Source organism: Cesiribacter sp. SM1 (assembly GCF_020178975.1).
GTDB lineage: Bacteria > Bacteroidota > Bacteroidia > Cytophagales > Cyclobacteriaceae > Cesiribacter.
Genome location: NZ_JAHXBU010000089.1, coordinates 55,544 through 73,798 on the forward strand (window position 1 = coordinate 55,544; position 18,255 = coordinate 73,798).

Consider the following 18,255-nt stretch of genomic DNA (forward strand, 5'->3'; position numbering starts at 1 on the left):
TCAGTAGGTGATTAATTTGGCAATGGCTTTGCCCAGGCGGGCTTCGCCGGTTTCTTCTTTGATTGCGGCAATGCTGCGGTAAAAGCAGAGCCTGCCATCCATCATGCAGAGGATATCGTCAGCTACCTCTTCTATTTCACTCATGATGTGAGAGCTGATGAGGATGAGTTTGTCCCGCTTCTTCTCCTTCAGGATCTTGGCTTTGAGAATCTCGGAGGAAAGCGGGTCGAGGCCTGCTGTTGGTTCATCGAGAATGAGCAGATCGGGCTGGAACAAAAAGGCCAGTGAAGCGCTTACTTTCTGCTTCATGCCACCTGAAAGAGATCCAAGGCGCTTATCGTACATCTTTTGAATGTTGTAGAGGCCAATAAGCTCTTCATCCAGCTCTGATACATCCTTGCGAATGTCTTTCATCATATCGAAAAGCTGGCGCACCTTCATGTTTTCGGGAAAGTGGCTGATCTGGGGCATGTACCCAATCTTGCGGCGGTACTCCCACTGTTTCAGCACCAGTTCATCATCTACATATACTTCGCCGCTGTCGGGCTGCACAATGCCCAGCAGGCATTTAATGGTAGTGGTTTTACCAGAGCCATTTGGCCCTATGATGGATACTACCTGCCCCCGCTCAAACTCTACCGAAAGGTTGTTGAGCACCTGCAGTTTACCGTATCTTTTATTTAAATTCTTTATAGAGATCATGTTAGTCAGTGTTAGAGGTTTTCTGTAGGACACCTATCCTATTTGTGCGAATGGAAACCATAGATGCAGATATAGTACTTTTGCCCTAGAGCGCAGCTGTTTTATAGCCTCACCATCGATGGCTGTTCATCCAGCAACTTTTCAGGTGTAAAGGCCGGAAAAACTTTTTCCACTGCATCCATCAGGTCCACGATAAAACTTCTCATGAACATAATGGAAGATGGTACTTTTTCCACCACCATGGAGTAGAGGCTAACGGGGCGGTAAGGCACGTCGCCTACCTTGTTCTTATCCAGGTCATAGCCCGCATACTTATCCCAGTAGTTACCAGAAAAGTGGTTATGCTGGCTATTGCCATTAGTGGCAATATCAAAGGTATTTCCTATGAAATTGTTAAGCCTGAAAGTATCTTCCTCGCAGCTGGAGAGCAGGCGTACTGCCCAGCCATTCCCGTTAAATTCGTTATCACTGATGCTTAGTTTGGAGGAACCTTCCATATAGATACCGGTGGTATTCCGGGTAAATTCATTATGGGCAATGGTGCTTCTGCTAATCTCCTTTAGCAACAGGCCGTAGGCAGCACTTCCCCAGTTTTGCTCAAAGCGGTTATGCTCCATAATAATGTTCTTGGTGTACATTACCGCAACGCCCGCCCCGTTTTTCCGGAAGGTGTTGTGCCGGTAGGTATTTCCATCGGAGAACATAAAGTGCAGGCCGTAGCGCAGGTTATGCTCACTAAGGTTATTGGTGGCGCGGCTTTGCTTTACAAACTCCAGGTAAATGCCATCCCGATGTCCGGAAACCTTATTTCCCTCTATGCTGGCATAGTCGCAGTACCAGAGGTGTATAGCATTGCCCGAAGAGGTTTCGGTTTTGCCCTGCCCCCTGATTACATTATTACGAATGGTACAGCTATCGGACCTTTGCAGGTAAATACCGAAGTATGCATTTTCTATGGTATTATCTTCAAGCGTTACCCACCTGCTTTCCACTACCTTAATGGCAGCATGGTCTTTCAGATGGCTCACTTGTACATTTTTAAAGGTGATACCCTTTACTACTACCCTGCTGCTGGTAATAGTCAGGATCTGCCCTTTTAGTGCGCCATCCACTACCGGGTTATTGATACCCACCAGGCTAATGGGTTTATCGATTGTGATATCAGTTTCCTGGTAAAGTCCCTGCTGCACCAGCACCCTATCGCCTGGTTGTGCAGCGGCAACCGCGGCAGCAATGGTTTTGTAGCGGCTGTTTGGTCCTACCTTCAGGTCTGCGGCCAGGGCTGATGATACAAAGACCAGCCACAGCAGCATCCAGCCAACAAACAGGAAGATAAATTTAGAATTGCTTTTCATGGCTCTTTACAGCTTGCAGTACTTCAGACCAGTTGAGTAACCTGCCTTCGTAGGTTTGCTGAAAGTCCCTGGCTACTTCTGGTGTTGCTACCGCTGTTAGAAACATACCCATTGGGCTGGGCAGCTTTTCGCTTTGCAGGTAAAGCGACTGCTCTGCCGGCAGCAGGGTTTCGGGCTGATTAAAGTCTGTTACCAGCAGCATGGCTACTTTTTCCTGCATACCCTCCTGTTGCTGCAGGTAATCTGCCATACATTCTATAGAATCAAAGAAAAAAGCCTTGCCGGTTTTGGTAACAATCTCTGCTCCATAGCGAGGGTCGCTGATGGTCATTTTACAATGCTCACAGCCAACCTGGCCGTAGGCAATAGGCTGCGGCTCGGGGCTGCAGCCGGTAAGGCTAATCAAACCAAACAGAAAGCCCAGGCCAATGCCGAAGGAAAAGCGTCTGGCAGTACTGGAAGGATTGAGATTAAGTTTCTTTCCGGAAAAGAATTCTATATAAACGGCAAAGCCGGCTAAAATCATAGGGATGGCCAGGCCCAGGCTACCCATGGCAGGTAAAGAAAGGGCATGGAAGTTAAGCAGTTGCCTGGGTCCTATCAGGGGCGGGATGTAAGTCATGCCTGGTATTTTGATAGGCGCATTCGGATCGAGGTTGGTGCCAAAATCTACCAGCCAGAGGTAGAAGTCTACAAGCCCGGCAGTACCGGCAATGGCCAGCAGCCCAAGCCAGCCAGCAACAAGGTATTTGTTTCTGAACAGGGCTGCCAGCAGTCCAAATACCATTAATACATAAACTACAATGGGCATAATTTCCAGCTCTTTGAAAGAGGAAGCCTCTATGGGCTTCATGCCGATGTAGTGGTTCAGAATGTTAAAGTTTTGCAGGGTAAATTCTGTATTACCTGCAATTTTGTTTACCCAGATATGCATTTCCAGGCCTTCAGGATACTGAGGGGCCTGCAGATAGATCTTCCACATGGGGAAGAAGAAGAGCAGACTCATAGACAGCGCCCCCAGCAGTACTAAGATTCTTGAATATTGACTCATGGCGCTTAAGTTTAAGTGGTAAATAGAAAGGGAGAGTAAATTGGCAGGAGCGGCGGTTAAACCGCCCCTGCCATTTTTGTGCTTAAGTTGCCGTTACAGTGCCGGCTTTTGCTTGCCAGTCCAGAACTTCACCGGTGTGTTTACACCTTTGGGTGATACCCGTACGTAGCCTTGCATTTCCTGGTGTAGCGCAGAGCAGAAGTCTGTACAGTACATTGGGAAGATACCGGGGCGGGTAGGTACCCACTTAAGGGTTTGTGTAGCACCTGGCATGATGAGCAGCTCTGCGTTGGTTGCGCCCATGATGGCGAATCCGTGCGGCACATCCCAGTCTTGCTCCAGGTTGGTTACGTGGAAGTAAACAGTGTCGCCTACGTTAATGCCTTCGATGTTATCTGGCGTCATGTGGCTGCGGATGGCGGTTTGGTACACATGTACTACGTTGCCTTTTTTCTCAACCCTGGCTTCTGCTTCCTTCTTGGTAGCATGTGGGTGGGTGTTGTCTTCCAGCTTGTAGAACTTCACGCTGTTAGGCGCCACTTTTTCGGCTGGGATCACCTGTGCGTAGTGAGGTTCAGCTACGGTTGGGAAGTCAAGCAGCAGCTTCATTTTTTCGCCGCTGATATCGATGAGCTGTGCAGAGTGAGCCAGCTCGGGACCTGTTGGCAGGTAGCGGTCTTTGGTAATCTTGTTCATGGCGATCAGGTATTTGCCATAAGGCTCTTTGGTATCGCCGCCAGGAATTACCAGGTGACCAACTGAATAGTAAACCGGAATTCTGTCTTTTACGGTGAAGTCTTTCAGGCTCCACTTGGTAATTTCAGAAGATACGAACATAGAAGAGTAAGCATTGCCTTTGCCATCGAACTCGGTGTGCAATGGTCCAAGACCTGGCTCCTGTACTTCAGCAGCCAGTACAGATTCGTACTTCAGCACCGGAATACCTTTGATGTCGCCATCGAAATCTTTGTTCTCAATCGCTTTCTGCATCTTAGAGAAGGAGTGAACTGGAATTACAGCAGCCAGTTTACCGCTCACAACCATATACTCACCTGTTGGGTCTACGTCTACACCGTGGGGCGATTTAGGCACAGGAATCAGGTAAATCATGCCCGGACATTCAGCCGGATCCAGGAATCTTACTGTTTTCTTGATTTCTGACTTAGCAATGTGGCTGCTCTTGTCCAGCTTGTTGTGGTAGTAATGAGCAGGCATTTCCTTGGCTTTGCCTTCTTTCACATATTTCTCGGCCAGCTTCCAGTTAACAGCCGCCAGAAAGTCCTTATCGTACTGTGAGGCACCAATTTCCTTCATGGTACCGGCTCTCTCTGTATTGTAGGTAGTAAAGAAGATCCAGTCGCCGGAAGGGCCCTTGCCACCATTAGCAATGTCGTAGTCAAAGCCTGGCATCATAATCTGGAAGTCCAGGTTCATATCGCCGGTTTCTTTATCCACCTTTATAAAGGAGATGGAAGCACGGAACTTTTCCTGGTACTCCTCCAGTGAAGCTTCGTTTGGTGAGCCATCTTCATTGATAGGAACACTAAAGCGGGTACCAGCCACCACATATTCGTTGTTGTTGGTTGGGTATGGAGAGCAGTGGTTACCGGCGCTGTTCGGGATCTCGATGATCTCGGCTGTTTCAAATGTTTTCAGGTCGATGCGTGCTACCCGAGGGGTGTTGTTGGCGTTAACGAACAGCCAGCGGCCGTCGGTCATGCCATCGGTGCGGGAAAGCTTAGGGTGGTGCAGGTCATCCCAGGGTACATTGCCAAAGGAAGTGTTCAGCATGGCTTTGGATTCTTCTGAATAGCCATAGCCGTTTTCTGCATGCTGGGTAAATACCGGTATGATTTTCAGTAAGCGGCCGGAAGGCACACCATAAACCGAAACCTGACCATTATAGCCGCCTGATAAGAAAGCGTAGAGCTCATCGTGCTTACCTGGTTCTACATACACCTTGGAGGCTGCATCGCTGTTCATCAGCGAGGCCTGCGCTGTGTTTGCATCGCCGGGATTACAGCTTTGCATAAAGGGCACCGCCGCCATTGCCATCAGCAAAGCAGCTTTAGGTGCATGTTGTTTAAGGGATTGTATTGCTTTCATAGCAATGAACGTTAGTTTAAGGCTTTTTAATTAGAGGCATCGTTCTGACGGAAGAATTCCAGCAGCGCACGGGCATCCTGCTCGTTCACGTTTTGGTTAGTCATTTGCGTAAGGTGCTCTGCCAGCAGCTTTTTAGCGGTAGGATCTTTCTTGGTCATTTCTTCAGGATTGATGATCATGTTCATGATCCACTCCGGCTTGCGCCGTTCGGTTACACCGGCAATACCCGGCCCTACTACCTTTGTGTTATCGGTGCGGTGGCAGGCAGAACATTTGCTCTCAAATAACTGCTGGCCGTTTTCCGCCAGCTGAGGGTCAATTTCTCCAAGGCTTACCTCTTTCACCGGGCCAATTCCTTTGCCATCGTCTACAGGTGTTGCCTCCTCGGTAGGTGCGCTGCCTGTATTCGCTTCTGCTTTTTTGTCGCTTCCGGAAGAGCAGCCAATAAAGAAAAAGCACCCGAGCGCCAGCAGCATTATACTGCCCAGGCTGTAGCTACTCTTTCTGTTATTTACTGAATCCGGTTTCTGTCTTGCCGTTTTCATAAAGTTTATTGTTTAGCGTTTTAGGCTTTTTTGCCCTTATGTCTGATACAAAACTACCGGCTGCGCTTAGGAGAAAAAAAGACATTAATCTCTTTTATTCATGATTAATATCATGTTTTATACTATAAGTATGGAAGAACTTTGAGGCATTGATGGGCAAAAAGAGCCCCTGCTGCCATGAAACGAGCTGTTTATCTTTATTTAGCAATCCTGATCCTGCTCATCCAGCTGAGTGGCAACAGCCTGCTTGTAATGCATTACAGCCTGAACAAGGCATCCATCACCGAGCAGTTTTGTGAAAACAAGGAGCGGCCGGAACTGGCCTGTGAGGGCAGCTGCCACCTGCAGAAACAGCTAAAGCAACTGGATGAGAATACAGCCGACGGAAATGAAAAACAGTTAAGGGTTGCTGCAGATATGGTGTGGATCTGCCAGCAGTTCTGCACAGTGGTATTGTTTAGCCAGCCTTTGGTACTAAAGCAGTTCTCCACACCTTACAATTCTTTTTACAACAGTCCCTGGAACAGGGGTTTCTTTCACCCGCCCAGGCAGGCTGCAGGTGTTTGACAACTTCTCAGGAGCCTAAGCGCTCCTCCCCTCATGCCTGTGCTCACCAAAACCACATGGCACTTTCCAAAAAATCCGGACTTAAAAAGAATCTATCATGAAAAAGATATTGATGGCCGCAACGCTGATGCTGGGCCTGCTGATCACTAGTTTTAGTACACTAGCCTGTGATAAAGGCTGCACCATGGGCGGAAGCTACCTAGGTATTCTGCCCCAGTTTAACAAGCACTTTGTAGGCCTGCGCTATAACACACGCAGCTACACCCTTACCGGCACCCATACGCATATGATGGATGGCATGCCACATACACACCAGGTAATTACCGAAGAGCAATACAGTAGCATGGAAGCCTGGGGCCGCTTTTACCCCACCCGCCGCATACAGCTTTTTGCCTTTGTTCCCTATGTAATGAACAGCCAGAGCACAAATGGCAGCAGCATTCATCAGCAAGGGCTGGGTGATATTAGCCTGATGGCAAATTACAGCCTGATCAATACGGGAGACAGCGCCAGCCACACCCTGAAACACACTTTACAACTGGGAGGTGGTGCAAAGCTGCCTACAGGTAATTATAGTGCCACGTACAACAACGAAGTGCTTCCGGCAAACATGCAGGCTGGTAGCGGCAGTGTGGACCTTATCCTGAATGCCCTGTACACCATCCGCTACAAGCAAACCGGCCTTAGCTCTGATTTTACCTACCGTTTTAATGGAGAGGGCAAAAACGACTACCAGTTCGGCAACCGCTATAATGGCTCTACTAACCTCTTTTACTGGCATAAAGCAGGAGCCATATCGCTGCTGCCCAGCGCCGGTCTCTACTTTGAAAAAGCACAAGCCGACTCCTACCACAATCAGCACAAGATGCAGGGTGGCGGTGGTGCTCTTTTCAGCAACCTTGGCCTGAATGCTTATTATAAAGGATTTGCTGTGGGTGCTACCTGCCAGTTGCCACTGGCGCAGCAAAACCTCCACCACATTACCAAAGCTAACAGCCGCACTCAATTAAGTGTGAGCTGGATGTTCTGATCACTAAACTATAGTATCTAAACCAAACCAACAGTTTTGTAGCAAGCTCCGCTACATTATAAAAATAGCCCCCCCTGAATACAGTTCAGGGCGGGGCTTTTGATGATAGCGCCTGCAAAGCTTATATCTACTGACTACTAAAACTTTTCTTTGGCCTGTTGCTATAGCAGCTCCCGCCTTACAGATACCACCAGTTTTTTGTCAGTTGCTTCAATACCTATCGCTGGTGGTGCCTGTACTTGTTCCAGCAATTTTACTTTTGTTATCAGGCTGAATAACCCCGTCAAAATCTCATAGTCAGTAAACTCACAATGCCCGTACCTTTGAACTGGAAAAGCAGCAAAGTAACCCAGCTTCCCGGCAGCCGCCACTTTCAGCCCATACAAGGGCATATTCCAGAAAAGCTGAATTGGATCTTTTGTAGTATGCATCATAACCAGCGGATCAGCAATGTTACCTGTGGTCTCATAATCACTCAAGGGGTAAGTACCATCTGCGACAATGGTGGTGCGGGCAATGTTTCTGTTTAGTGCAATATCCAGCCCTGGATTTCCTGCGCCTATGTACCAGCGGTTGGTGTTGTCAAAGATTTTACCCTTGATTTTCCTTTTGGCATCTTCAATAGTAAAAATATTGTACCATAAGTTACTGATAACCGTGGTTTGTATGCTGGCGGGGTTATTTGGATCATATGGCGCTTTGCTTACTTCCAGTAACATACGGGTTCTATCGGGGTGGCTGGCAATGGCTTCCAGTATTTTAGGTACCCAGTAAGAATCCCAGTTGGTGATTAACTCTTCAGAAATGTTATCTATACTGCCGGGTAAGCTTATTATGTTTCTGAAGAAATAATCAAACAGCAGCCGGAAGTCGCCGAAGTGATTCATCTGCTTCTCAAAATCCCCGCAAGGCCCACAGAGCGAAAATCCACCATCAAACAGATTGGGGTGCTTTTCCAGGGCCAGTGTTGTAATAACGCCTCCCTGTGAGCCTCCTGTCAGGTAGGTATAGGAAGGTATTCTGTAATTAGCTTCAAAATATTCCTTTAGTTTAACCATTTCATCAACGCCCTGCTGAATGTGCAGTCCGTTGGCACTATAGGTAGTGCTTGCGAAGGCATATCCCAGGCTGGTAACCAGGGGCGCTAAGCCTACGGCCTCATCGAAGGTTAGCTCATCCAGGTAGGGTGAAACATAGCCATGCGCATAGAGGATAAGCTCTCCGTTCCAGTTATCTGGAATACAAATGAGATAAAGCTCCTGTGAGCTGAGCCGTGGCCATACTGTTTCGCAAACAGCGCTGGTAAGTGCACCATTAATGGTTTGGGTAGTCATCTTTTCCCTGGTCAGCACCTGTTGGGGCTGCAGTTCTTCACTACAGGACAACTCCTGTTCCATTGGATCCTGGCAGGATGTAGCTAACATAATGATGATGCCCATGCTAAGCAGACTAAAAGTAGGATGTAACTTCATGCTTGGGGAATGTTTTGGTGGGTTATAGATTAAAAAAAGCTTCTGGCAGGTGCAGTTGTAGCCGCATCAGGAACAACACAGAGGTGCAGCCAAATTGAATATGAAGGGGCAAAACGACTGTAGTATTGATGGTTTGCAGCGATACAGCAAGAATCACAGTCATTAAGGAGCCGAAACCGCAAACCTCCTGGCATTCCTATTGCACCCTTCTTCTTTCTTCTTCGGAGCCGGATTTAATAGAAACATCCTTCAATTTATTGTTTCCAAAGCTCCTGGTATAGGTTAACCTTATGCTCTGGAAGTGAGCATCATAAACACTGATACTATTTGAATTTGCTTCCGGGATCTGGGATTGAAGTTTCCAGATATTTGTATAAAATATATCATCCACAGCCAGGCTTAGCGTTCCGTGATTGTTATTGAGCTTTTTCTGAATGCCAATGTTCAGGGAACCCAAAGGTTTAAAATGCCACATTCCCCAAAGCATTTTAGATTCATAGAACCCCGACACCTCTATAGAAAACTGCTTAGGAAGCTTGAGGCTGTTAACTAGATTTAAACTGTAGTTATACAAACTAAGCGTTACGTTATTTTCAAGATGGGTGGTTTTCAGATCACGATAGTAAGCATTTGCATTTGCCTGTATTTCCCACCATTTTAAAACTGTCCAGGGAACAGATAAAGCCAACCCCCATAATTTCTGGTATTCCAGGTTCTGTGATCGGAATGTTTGCTTTTTTGTGACAGGATCGATCTCTGGCTGAAAATGAGCTATTTCATTTTTTGAATCGGTATAAGACAATGCAATGGCCGACTGCCTGAGCCTGAAGTTTATGTTATACCCATCTGTTATAGCAGGCCTAAGGGCAGGGTTTCCTGAAAAAAACGTATTCAGGTCTAACAGGTAAACGAAAGGAGCCATATCGTTAAAGGTAGGCCTGGTTATTCTTCTTGAATAGCTAAGGAACAGTTCTGTTTGATCACTTAAAGATTTTTTGAAGAACACGCTTGGGAAAAAATTACCAAAATTCCTGTCAACAACGCCCTGCTCAAGCTGGGTGCTAATGTAGGTGCTGGTGTGCTCATACCGCAGGCCTGCATTTAGCTGCGTGGTTTTAGTAATGCTCCAGTCTGCAGATACATATCCGGCAGTGATTTTTTCATCAAGCTTGGCCACCACTGTCAGTTCCGGATCTACACTTCTTAATCCGCCTTCTGTATAACTTACTTCCACATCATTTTTAAAAGTAGAAAGTGTTCCCTTAACACCTGCTTCTATTTTAACAGTAGCCAGGGGCTGGTAGGTGTATTCAACATTCGCCACTTTAAAGAAAATTGGTGTTTCTTTTTTGATGTCTATTATTTGAAGTGTACTAAGTTTTCTTTCCGGATAATAGGATTCGTTATGATAATCAGATGGATTAAGGTTATGGTAATTCAAAAAATCGAAATCAAACCTAAGTCTGTTTTTTTCATTGAATGAATGGCTAAGGTTGATGTTAGCGGTAAAGCTTTGCCACCTGTTCAGTTCCCGGATATTGATAGCTGCCGTACGAGAGGAATCCGGCGCTATCCGATCATTCAATTGGGTAAGGGCTTCTTGCTTATAATGTCTTTGGTAAAGCGTTACCAAAGCGCCCATACTCGTGCTTTTGCTTAAATTGATTTCGGCCCCGGTTCTGAAATTTTGTACAGTTGTGTACGGTTCCCGCTTCGTAATGGAATTAAAATCAGATGTAAATGCAGGATCTGCGATCCGGAGCCTGTTATCCCAGGACTCCCTATTATGGTCGTAAAGAATAGAATATTCTGTAAAGAAGGAAAAGTTTCTTCTTCTGTGATTTAGATTGAAATTTGCCCCCAATGTTTCGGCTCCGTTTACACCTGCCGTTGCTCCATAGTTACCGTTTGTGCCAAAATCGGCATTCTCCACCATCACAATGTTTATCATGCCTGCAGTACCCTCGGCATCATATTTTGCAGGAGGGTTGGTGATAAACTCGATCTTCTCCACATTAGCAGCGCTCATGCCATCCAGCATTTGTAACACAGCATCTATGGGGAGTCTGGATACTCTGTTATTGATCATAACAGTAACACCACTTTTCCCATACATGCTAATGGAGCCATTTTGTTTGTTTACGCTGATGCCCGGAGATTTTTGAAGCACCCCCAGCACGGAGTTTCCTGCAGCGGTTATACTGCTTTGCACATTTACCACAAGCCTGTCAACCTTTTGCTCATATAAAGGCTTTTTGGCCTCCACCAGGGCTTCACCCAACACCTCGGTGTTTTCTTCAAGGCTGATGGTCCCAACCTCATACAGAGGCGCACCCGTTATGTTTATGGCAGAATGACAGGAATGGTAACCAATCATCGAAACTGCAATAATATACCGGCCAGGCCTTATCTTTTCTATCACAAAGCCTCCTGTTTCATTTGCAACCTGCCCCTGTACCAGGGCAGAATCGCCGGTATTGAGTAAAAGCACGTTTGCGTAGGCTACAGGCTTTTGCAAACCATCCAGCACCTTACCTGAGATGCTGGACTGGCCGTACAACTGAATGGAGAAGGCAATGCTGAATAAAACAGGCAAGGTGTGGTAAAAACAGATTTTCATAACAGCATCTTTCGAGTGTTCAATAACTTTAAAGAGTACCTGCATGCTAAACAAGGCTAATGCTAATAGCCGCAGGTAGCTGGTTTTATGCGATAATCAGTTTGCATTTCTCCTCCTTTACAGCCAGATAAACTGCCGCACTAACATGGCGCTGCACGTGGGCGAAGCAGCAGTGTAGCGCCCAAAGAAATTGCTAGGAAAAGGGATGTTTATAGGATTCGCGGTATGCTCTTTTTAATAAGGCTTGGGCACTGCCATTATTTACAATGTCCATTGTATTTTTATTGATGGCTATTTTTGAGTCGGTACGAAAAGCGATATCGGCATAAATAACGGCCGCAGTGGTGGTATAGGCATCTTCCAGTGGTACAGGAATTCCGTCTGTGGAACGGCTCCGGATTGCGCCGGCAAACTGCGTGAACAAACCTTCTATTGCCTTAAATGCTTTTGCCATAAAGCTTGGATCAGCATTAAAGCGAATATTGCCATTCACAATTGTAGCTGATCCGTCGGCAGGATATACTTCCCAGCCAATGTCACCAGCAAAAATCGTTGCCTTTTCGCCATAATAGTAAACCCCAATGTTGGTTTCCGGCCTGTCCGATGTGTACCCCCAGGTCTTGTGAGACCAGTAAACAGGCTTACCATTGAAATCAAACTTAACATCCAGGTAGTCGGGATTATCGTGGGAGAAATTTTTAACAGTACCCCCAATGGCATTAATACTGGCAGGAAGATCGAGATCTAACACTTTTCTGATGTTATGAATGTAATGGATTCCCCAGTCTGCCAGAATTCCCCTGCTAAATGCATGCTGGCCTCTCCAATCCCAGGCCTCTCCATCCGGACTGGTCATATAGCTGACTTTAGGTGCCGGCCCACAGAATGCTTCATAGTCTAAAGTGTTGGGAATGGCTTTTTCTACCCTGAGGCCTTCATGGTGATTGATGTTTGCCTTCGCCTGTACGATCTCCCCTGCGGCTCCGCTGTTGATGTATGCTTTTACCTGCTCGTTGGTATCGAACATTACCCTTGGGAAATCTACTGTTACAATGTTGAGGGCTTTTTTATGAGCCTCCAGCATTTTTTGCCCTTCCCGGATATCATAACTGATTGGCTTCTCCAGAAATACATCCAGTCCTTTTTCGCAGGCAGCTATAAACTGCAGGGCATGCCAGTGGGTTGGGGTGGCAATCACCACTGCTTCCAGCTCTGGCATATCATACATTTGCCGGTAATCTTTAAATAGTTTGGGCTTAGGATTTCCTGCTTTTACAACAACCTCTGATGCTTTTTGAAGCGCAGTCTGGTTAACATCACAGAGGCCCACAACATTAAACCTATCCGTAGCTAAAGCACGCTGCAACAAAATTTCTCTTCCCCACCATCCTGTACCCACGATAGCAAGGTTTATTTTGTCATCTTTTGCCCATAAGCTAAAGGGCATCATCAAAGCGCCTGTTGCCAGAGCGCTAGTTTTTAGAAAATCTCTTCTTTGCATAGAGGTATGTTTTGATTGGCTGCGGCACCGCTTAGGCTTAGTTTTTTTCAAGGTAGGCCAGGGCCACTTTTCTTTGGTCCAGTAGAATTTCTGCATCAGCCGAGAGGTTCATCAAGGAAGTATAGTATTGATTCGCCTTCTGCTTATCGCCGGAAAGCTCAGCCGCATGCGCTGCTCCATAGATACTGTTTAATCTGCCGGGGCTTCTCTGCAGGGCGACTTCGTACTGGAGGAGGGCTTCTGCGGGTTGGTTAAGCGCCAACAGCATATCTCCCAGCAATTCTACTGCGGGAAGTAACTCACCAGGCGTAACGGCATGTTTTTCTGTAGAAGACTCAAGGGCTGCTGCAGATTTCATGGTGGCAAGGGCTTCTTTTTTATTTCCCCTGGCGTATGCCAGCCATGCTTTTACTGTATTTTTCTGAATGTCTATTTGCTTGGCCCAGTATGGATTTGAAGTAGCCTGCTGAAGTTTTTCCAGCTTTTGTATGGCCGCAACGGCTACTTCCGGCTGTCCGCTTCGTGCAGCACCTATCACTTTGGTAAAATAGACAAGGGCTTCACTTTCGGGAAATTGCTCCCATGGGAAATACTGATGCCGCCATACTTCTAACTTTGCTGCTTCCTCCCAGGCTTGCCGCTCCATATAATACCTGCTTTCCATGGCTGCAAGTGCATAGGCTGTTATAAAGTGCTGCTGAATGGGCTGGTTCAGCTTTTTATACTCATCTACGATCCTCCTGGCTTTTTTATCTTCTCCTCTTTGCAAGTGGGAGTACACCATATAATCCAGTGCATGAAAGTAATGCATGGAAACATTACCCTGGAAAGGATTGGCTAATGCCGCTTTTGCCGATCGCCTGTTCCAGTCAATAGATTCTTTCCACATGCCCTGGCGGGTAAAAATATGGGTGGGCATATGCAGTGCATGTGGTATTTCAGGGGCAATTTTGCCATAGTTATTTGCTACATCAATGGCTTTTTTACCCAAAACCGGGTTATCATAGGCATGAATGGCATAATGAAACCCGCCGGGATGATCAGGAATTACCTGTAGTACCTCTTCGGCAAGCTTACCTGCTTTTACCTGGTTTTTGTAAGTTTTATCTCCAGGATCTGCTGTAGCAATTAAGCTTAAGGCATAAAAGGTTTTTATTTCAGTATCATCCGGATAGTTTTCAAAAGCCGTTGCCCAGGATTGTTCATAGCTTTTGAGCCTTTCCAGCTTTGTTCTTGCAGGTTCACCCTCATAAAATGCTGTCAGGGCCTTGCCATACGCTTTTTCCTTTTCCTTTGTAGCAAGGCTCAATGCAGTTTGAGTAAGCTCCCATCCCATTTTAAGTTGTTCTTCACTTGGCGTATCGGGCCAAACAGGATGAATAAAGGTGAGCGCTTTACCCCAATGCCCCCAAAAGCATTCCGGGTTTTCTGCAATTACCTGGTCAAAGATCGATTCAGCTTCCGTGTAGGTCATGTGGTGAACCAGGGCAAGTCCATAAGAGATGAGGGTATCTGTTCTCTCTCCACAACCATCAGAAAACTGTACGGTACCACATTGTGGCATATCGCCCAAAACAGGCACCTCACCAAGCAGCAAAACCTGCTCTTTTTCAGGTTTTTGAGTACAGGCACAGAGCATTACTCCTGTTATAGTCAATATAAAAATATATGTTACAGGGCTAATTGCATTTTGCAGCTCCTGAAGGGGTGATGGATGATTTTTCATATAGGTAGGTGTTATGAGTACCAGAATGCCATTCCCCTCTCCGGCAATCAACCATTTTTATATTTGCACCAACAGGCATTGCCACCCTTAAAGCGCAGCATGCACAGGTGTTTTATATAAGATTTAATGTCACCCTTAGACGCCTGACTCAACACAAAAAGTGTCTCATAGATGGCATTGCAGTCAAAAGCAGCTCGGTCAGAAAAAAGGCTAACGGTAGTGTTTTTTACTGTATATGGAGATTAAAAAACTAAATGCTTTCAACCCTGTAAGAGGTAGATAAATAAACTGCAGGAGGAATTCCTGGTGATACCTGCATTTGGCATCCTTTTTAATTCAACCTAAACATCGAAAGAGTAAAACCCCATATTCCTTGTGTAGTGGGGGCTTATATGAGTAGTTGGGGATTCCGGGGTGAGCAATTACAAAAATCACCCAGGGTTCTACAGAGGATGGCGATTTAAAAAGCTGGGCCAACTACTTTTAGAAGGGCTTCCTTACGGCTACTCGAATCATTGCCGGTGAGTCGTCACTCATGATCAGTAGCCGCTCTCGTCACGTACATAGCGTACAACTTCATTCAGGTTAAACCATGCATGAAAGAAGTACCAGCAGAAACATACCCATTTTCATAAGATGCAGGCACAGAATACCTGCCAACACTGCCATAAGCTGGTGGGCTAGGGCAAACCAGCTAAATATTATCCGGCACCAGAGCCATTGGATCAATAAACTGACAACCAGATGAATATACTTATTTTTAATTATTTTTTAATAATATCAATATAATATTTTTCGTAACCAGCTATCGCAGCATGCTCCTGCCCTTATAAAATAGGTTAAAAGAGGTCTTGTTGTCCAGTTGAAGCAAACGTTCGTTGTCCTATCGGCAACAATCCAACAGTCCCTTAACCTTGGCAAATCCTGTAAAAAAGATGAAGCATCAGTAAGTACAGCACATGCATTACCCCATGAAGAGACTGGCGTAAGCATTAGCATGGTAGTATAATAAAAGACTTAAATATCTTTTATTCCTGATTTTTATCATGTTCTGTGAAAAGTTTAGGTGAGAACTTTGAGGCATGAAAGCACAAGCAGCAGATCAGCAACGATAACAGTCTGTTTCTCATGCCTGAGTGATTATAAAATTAAGCCGAACACTATCACAAAAACTAAACCCTTCTATACCATGAGTACTAAAAAATTATGGTGGGGATTTGCGGCAGTCATAGTTTTCTCTTTTGCTGTATTAGGCTACTACGGCTGGGAGATTTACCGCGAAGCACCTCCAATTCCTAAACAAGTTGTAACAGAATCGGGCCGGGTGCTCTTTATCGAAGCCGAGATCCTGGATGGCCAGAGTGTGTGGCAATCTATTGGCGGGCAGGAAGTTGGCACCGTATGGGGCCATGGCTCCTATGTAGCCCCTGACTGGTCGGCCGACTGGCTGCACCGAGAAGCTGTATTTATGCTGCATGCCTGGGCGCAGAGAGACAAGGGCAAAGCCTATGACCAGCTTAACGAAGAAGAGCAGGCAGCACTGCAGGCCCGCCTGCAGAAAGAACTCCGCAAAAACACCTATGATCCTGCCACCGGCACACTCACCGTGTCTGATCTTAGAGCCGAGGCAATTGCCAACAACAGCAGGCACTATACCGGCCTGTTCATGAACGACCCCGAGCTGGCCGAGCTGCGCGAGCAATACGCACTGAAAGATAATACCATCAAAGATCCGGAGCGTGGCCGCCTTATCAACGGCTTCTTCTTCTGGGCCTCCTGGGCCTGCGTTACAGAAAGGCCTGGTGATGAGATCAGCTATACCAACAACTGGCCCCATGAGCCGCTGGTGGGCAACCTACCCCCTGGCACCCTCCACATCTGGACAGGCTTCAGCGTTATTATTCTGATTGCAGGCGTATCGCTGCTGGCTTACTACTATGCCTCTCACCAGGAGGAAGAGCTGAATCCCGACCGGCCAAAGAATGACCCGCTCCTGAACCTCACCCCTACCCCTTCCATGAAGGCTACGCTGAAATATTTCTGGGTGGTAGCCCTGCTCTTTGTAGTGCAGGTAGCGCTGGGTGCCACCACGGCACACTATGGCGTAGAAGGCCAGGCCCTTTTTGGTCTGCCGCTGGCCGAAATCCTTCCTTACTCCCTCACCCGCACCTACCATGTACAGCTGGGCATTTTATGGATCGCCACCTCCTGGCTGGCCATGGGCCTGTACATAGCACCAGCCGTATCGGGTTACGAACCACCTTTCCAGAAACTGGGCGTTAACGTTCTTTTCTGTGCGCTGCTGGTAATTGTAGTAGGTTCTATGGCAGGCCAGTGGTTTGGTGTAATGCAGGAAATGGGCCTTGAAGCCAACTTCTGGTTTGGCCACCAGGGGCTGGAATATGTAGACCTGGGCCGCTTCTGGCAGATCTTCCTGTTTGCCGGCCTTTTCATCTGGTTATTTCTGATGGTGCGGGCTATTTTACCAGCGTTCAAAAACCAGGCAGAAAACAAGCACCTGCTTACCATGTTCGTTATCTCCTCTGCAGCCATTGCGTTATTCTACGGCGCTGGCTTAATGTGGGGTCGCCACAGCAACCTGGCTATTACCGAATACTGGCGCTGGTGGGTGGTACATCTTTGGGTGGAAGGTTTCTTTGAAGTTTTTGCCACGGTAGTTATTGCCTTCCTGTTTGTAAAACTGGGCCTGTTAAGAGCCAAGCTGGCGAACGAGAGTGTGATCTTTGCTACCATTATCTTCCTGTTTGGAGGTATTATCGGCACCTTCCACCACCTCTACTTCAGCGGTACGCCTACAGCAGTGCTGGCCCTTGGAGCCACCTTTAGTGCGCTGGAAGTAGTACCACTGGTACTCATCGGTTTTGAAGCTTACCATAACCTGCAGCTTAGCAAAGCTACGCCCTGGGTGCAGACTTATAAATGGCCCATCTACTGCTTTGTGGCTGTTGCCTTCTGGAACCTGGTAGGTGCAGGTATCCTGGGTTTCCTGATCAATCCGCCTATTGCCCTTTATTACATGCAGGGGCTTAATACAACGCCTGTACACGGCCACACTGCGCTCTTTGGTGTGTATGGCATGCTGGGCATAGGGCTGATGCTGTTTGCCCTGCGTGGCATGAACCGCAAGATCAGCTGGCCTGAAAAACCGCTTAAGATCGCTTTCTGGAGTATTAACATTGGCCTGGCCCTAATGGTAGCCATTAGTGTACTGCCCATTGGCCTTATTCAAACCTGGGCATCGGTTAAATTTGGTTTATGGTATGCACGCTCTGCCGAGTTTATGTCTAGCGATACCCTGGAGGTTTGGCGCTGGATGCGCGTAATCGGTGATACCATTTTTGCCGTTGGTGTGCTGGTGCTCGCCTGGTTTGTGCTTCGTATTGGCATACCTAAAGCAGATAACGGTCCTGTGGCTAAACCAGACAAACCATCTGAGCCGCTTAAGCCGCAGATTGAACCAGAAAAAGAGCTTGTCGCTTAACATAGTGTTCTATACCAGATAGCTTCCCGGCAATGCCGGGAGGCTATTTCTCCTACTGATGTTCCCCTACCACCACAC

Annotated in this window: 12 protein-coding genes; 3 read left to right on the plus strand and 9 right to left on the minus strand. The window is 46.9% G+C overall.

The genetic code is table 11. The features are described from left to right. The 5 genes from KWJ01_RS15420 to KWJ01_RS15440 form a co-directional block, all read right to left on the minus strand. Nucleotides 1-702: an ABC transporter ATP-binding protein gene (locus tag KWJ01_RS15420; RefSeq protein WP_224997566.1), complete on the minus strand. Its 702-nt coding sequence runs from the start codon at nt 700-702 to the stop codon at nt 1-3. A gap of 101 nt (nt 703-803) precedes the next feature. Next, the gene (locus KWJ01_RS15425; protein ID WP_224997567.1) at nt 804-2,057 is read right to left on the minus strand and encodes a nitrous oxide reductase family maturation protein NosD; all 1,254 of its coding nucleotides are present in this window, start codon (nt 2,055-2,057) and stop codon (nt 804-806) included. Continuing rightward, nucleotides 2,041-3,108 (minus strand): nitrous oxide reductase accessory protein NosL, encoded by a 1,068-nt coding sequence (locus KWJ01_RS15430; RefSeq protein WP_224997569.1) that lies wholly within the window; start codon nt 3,106-3,108, stop codon nt 2,041-2,043. The genes KWJ01_RS15425 and KWJ01_RS15430 overlap by 17 nt, the downstream gene beginning before the upstream one ends. A 93-nt stretch (nt 3,109-3,201) precedes the next feature. Continuing rightward, nucleotides 3,202-5,214, minus strand: a complete 2,013-nt coding sequence (gene nosZ, locus KWJ01_RS15435; protein WP_224997570.1) for a Sec-dependent nitrous-oxide reductase — start codon at nt 5,212-5,214, stop codon at nt 3,202-3,204. Nucleotides 5,215-5,240: 26 nt separating this feature from the next. Then, nucleotides 5,241-5,759 carry a cytochrome c gene (locus KWJ01_RS15440; protein ID WP_224997571.1) on the minus strand — a complete coding sequence of 173 codons (519 nt, stop codon included), beginning with the start codon at nt 5,757-5,759 and terminating at the stop codon, nt 5,241-5,243. 177 nt (nt 5,760-5,936) lie between these two features. On the opposite strand from KWJ01_RS15440, the gene KWJ01_RS15445 reads away from it, so the two are divergent. Both KWJ01_RS15445 and KWJ01_RS15450 read left to right on the plus strand, forming a co-directional pair. Continuing rightward, entirely contained in the window at nt 5,937-6,326 is a 390-nt protein-coding gene (locus tag KWJ01_RS15445) for a hypothetical protein (protein WP_224997572.1), read from the plus strand. 97 nt (nt 6,327-6,423) lie between these two features. Further along, nucleotides 6,424-7,356, plus strand: a complete 933-nt coding sequence (locus tag KWJ01_RS15450; protein ID WP_224997573.1) for a transporter — start codon at nt 6,424-6,426, stop codon at nt 7,354-7,356. 161 nt (nt 7,357-7,517) lie between these two features. Here the strand turns inward: KWJ01_RS15450 and KWJ01_RS15455 are convergent, their stop codons facing one another. The 4 genes from KWJ01_RS15455 to KWJ01_RS15470 all read right to left on the minus strand — a co-directional run bounded on the left by KWJ01_RS15455 (nt 7,518) and on the right by KWJ01_RS15470 (nt 14,675). After that, nucleotides 7,518-8,828 carry a DUF6351 family protein gene (locus tag KWJ01_RS15455; RefSeq protein WP_224997574.1) on the minus strand — a complete coding sequence of 437 codons (1,311 nt, stop codon included), beginning with the start codon at nt 8,826-8,828 and terminating at the stop codon, nt 7,518-7,520. Nucleotides 8,829-9,024: 196 nt separating this feature from the next. After that, nucleotides 9,025-11,493, minus strand: coding sequence for an outer membrane beta-barrel family protein (locus tag KWJ01_RS15460; RefSeq protein ID WP_224997575.1), 2,469 nt, complete (start codon nt 11,491-11,493; stop codon nt 9,025-9,027). Nucleotides 11,494-11,641: 148 nt separating this feature from the next. Then, nucleotides 11,642-12,949 carry a Gfo/Idh/MocA family protein gene (locus KWJ01_RS15465; RefSeq protein WP_224997576.1) on the minus strand — a complete coding sequence of 436 codons (1,308 nt, stop codon included), beginning with the start codon at nt 12,947-12,949 and terminating at the stop codon, nt 11,642-11,644. A 37-nt stretch (nt 12,950-12,986) separates the two neighbouring features. After that, a complete protein-coding gene (locus KWJ01_RS15470) occupies nt 12,987-14,675 on the minus strand; it encodes a hypothetical protein (RefSeq protein ID WP_224997578.1) in 1,689 nt (562 codons plus the stop codon). A gap of 1,189 nt (nt 14,676-15,864) precedes the next feature. On the opposite strand from KWJ01_RS15470, the gene KWJ01_RS15475 reads away from it, so the two are divergent. Then, nucleotides 15,865-18,177, plus strand: coding sequence for a nitric-oxide reductase large subunit (locus KWJ01_RS15475; protein ID WP_224997579.1), 2,313 nt, complete (start codon nt 15,865-15,867; stop codon nt 18,175-18,177). Nucleotides 18,178-18,255 lie beyond the last annotated feature (78 nt).

Excerpts from the sequence above, each read along its gene's own strand:
- KWJ01_RS15420 (WP_224997566.1), bottom strand. The coding sequence starts at position 702 with ATGATCTCTATAAAGAATTTAAATAAAAGATACGGTAAACTGCAGGTG.
- KWJ01_RS15425 (WP_224997567.1), bottom strand. The coding sequence starts at position 2,057 with ATGAAAAGCAATTCTAAATTTATCTTCCTGTTTGTTGGCTGGATGCTG.
- KWJ01_RS15430 (WP_224997569.1), bottom strand. The coding sequence starts at position 3,108 with ATGAGTCAATATTCAAGAATCTTAGTACTGCTGGGGGCGCTGTCTATG.
- nosZ (WP_224997570.1), bottom strand. The coding sequence starts at position 5,214 with ATGAAAGCAATACAATCCCTTAAACAACATGCACCTAAAGCTGCTTTG.
- KWJ01_RS15440 (WP_224997571.1), bottom strand. The coding sequence starts at position 5,759 with ATGAAAACGGCAAGACAGAAACCGGATTCAGTAAATAACAGAAAGAGT.
- KWJ01_RS15445 (WP_224997572.1), top strand. The coding sequence starts at position 5,937 with ATGAAACGAGCTGTTTATCTTTATTTAGCAATCCTGATCCTGCTCATC.
- KWJ01_RS15450 (WP_224997573.1), top strand. The coding sequence starts at position 6,424 with ATGAAAAAGATATTGATGGCCGCAACGCTGATGCTGGGCCTGCTGATC.
- KWJ01_RS15455 (WP_224997574.1), bottom strand. The coding sequence starts at position 8,828 with ATGAAGTTACATCCTACTTTTAGTCTGCTTAGCATGGGCATCATCATT.
- KWJ01_RS15460 (WP_224997575.1), bottom strand. The coding sequence starts at position 11,493 with ATGCAGGTACTCTTTAAAGTTATTGAACACTCGAAAGATGCTGTTATG.
- KWJ01_RS15465 (WP_224997576.1), bottom strand. The coding sequence starts at position 12,949 with ATGCAAAGAAGAGATTTTCTAAAAACTAGCGCTCTGGCAACAGGCGCT.
- KWJ01_RS15470 (WP_224997578.1), bottom strand. The coding sequence starts at position 14,675 with ATGAAAAATCATCCATCACCCCTTCAGGAGCTGCAAAATGCAATTAGC.
- KWJ01_RS15475 (WP_224997579.1), top strand. The coding sequence starts at position 15,865 with ATGAGTACTAAAAAATTATGGTGGGGATTTGCGGCAGTCATAGTTTTC.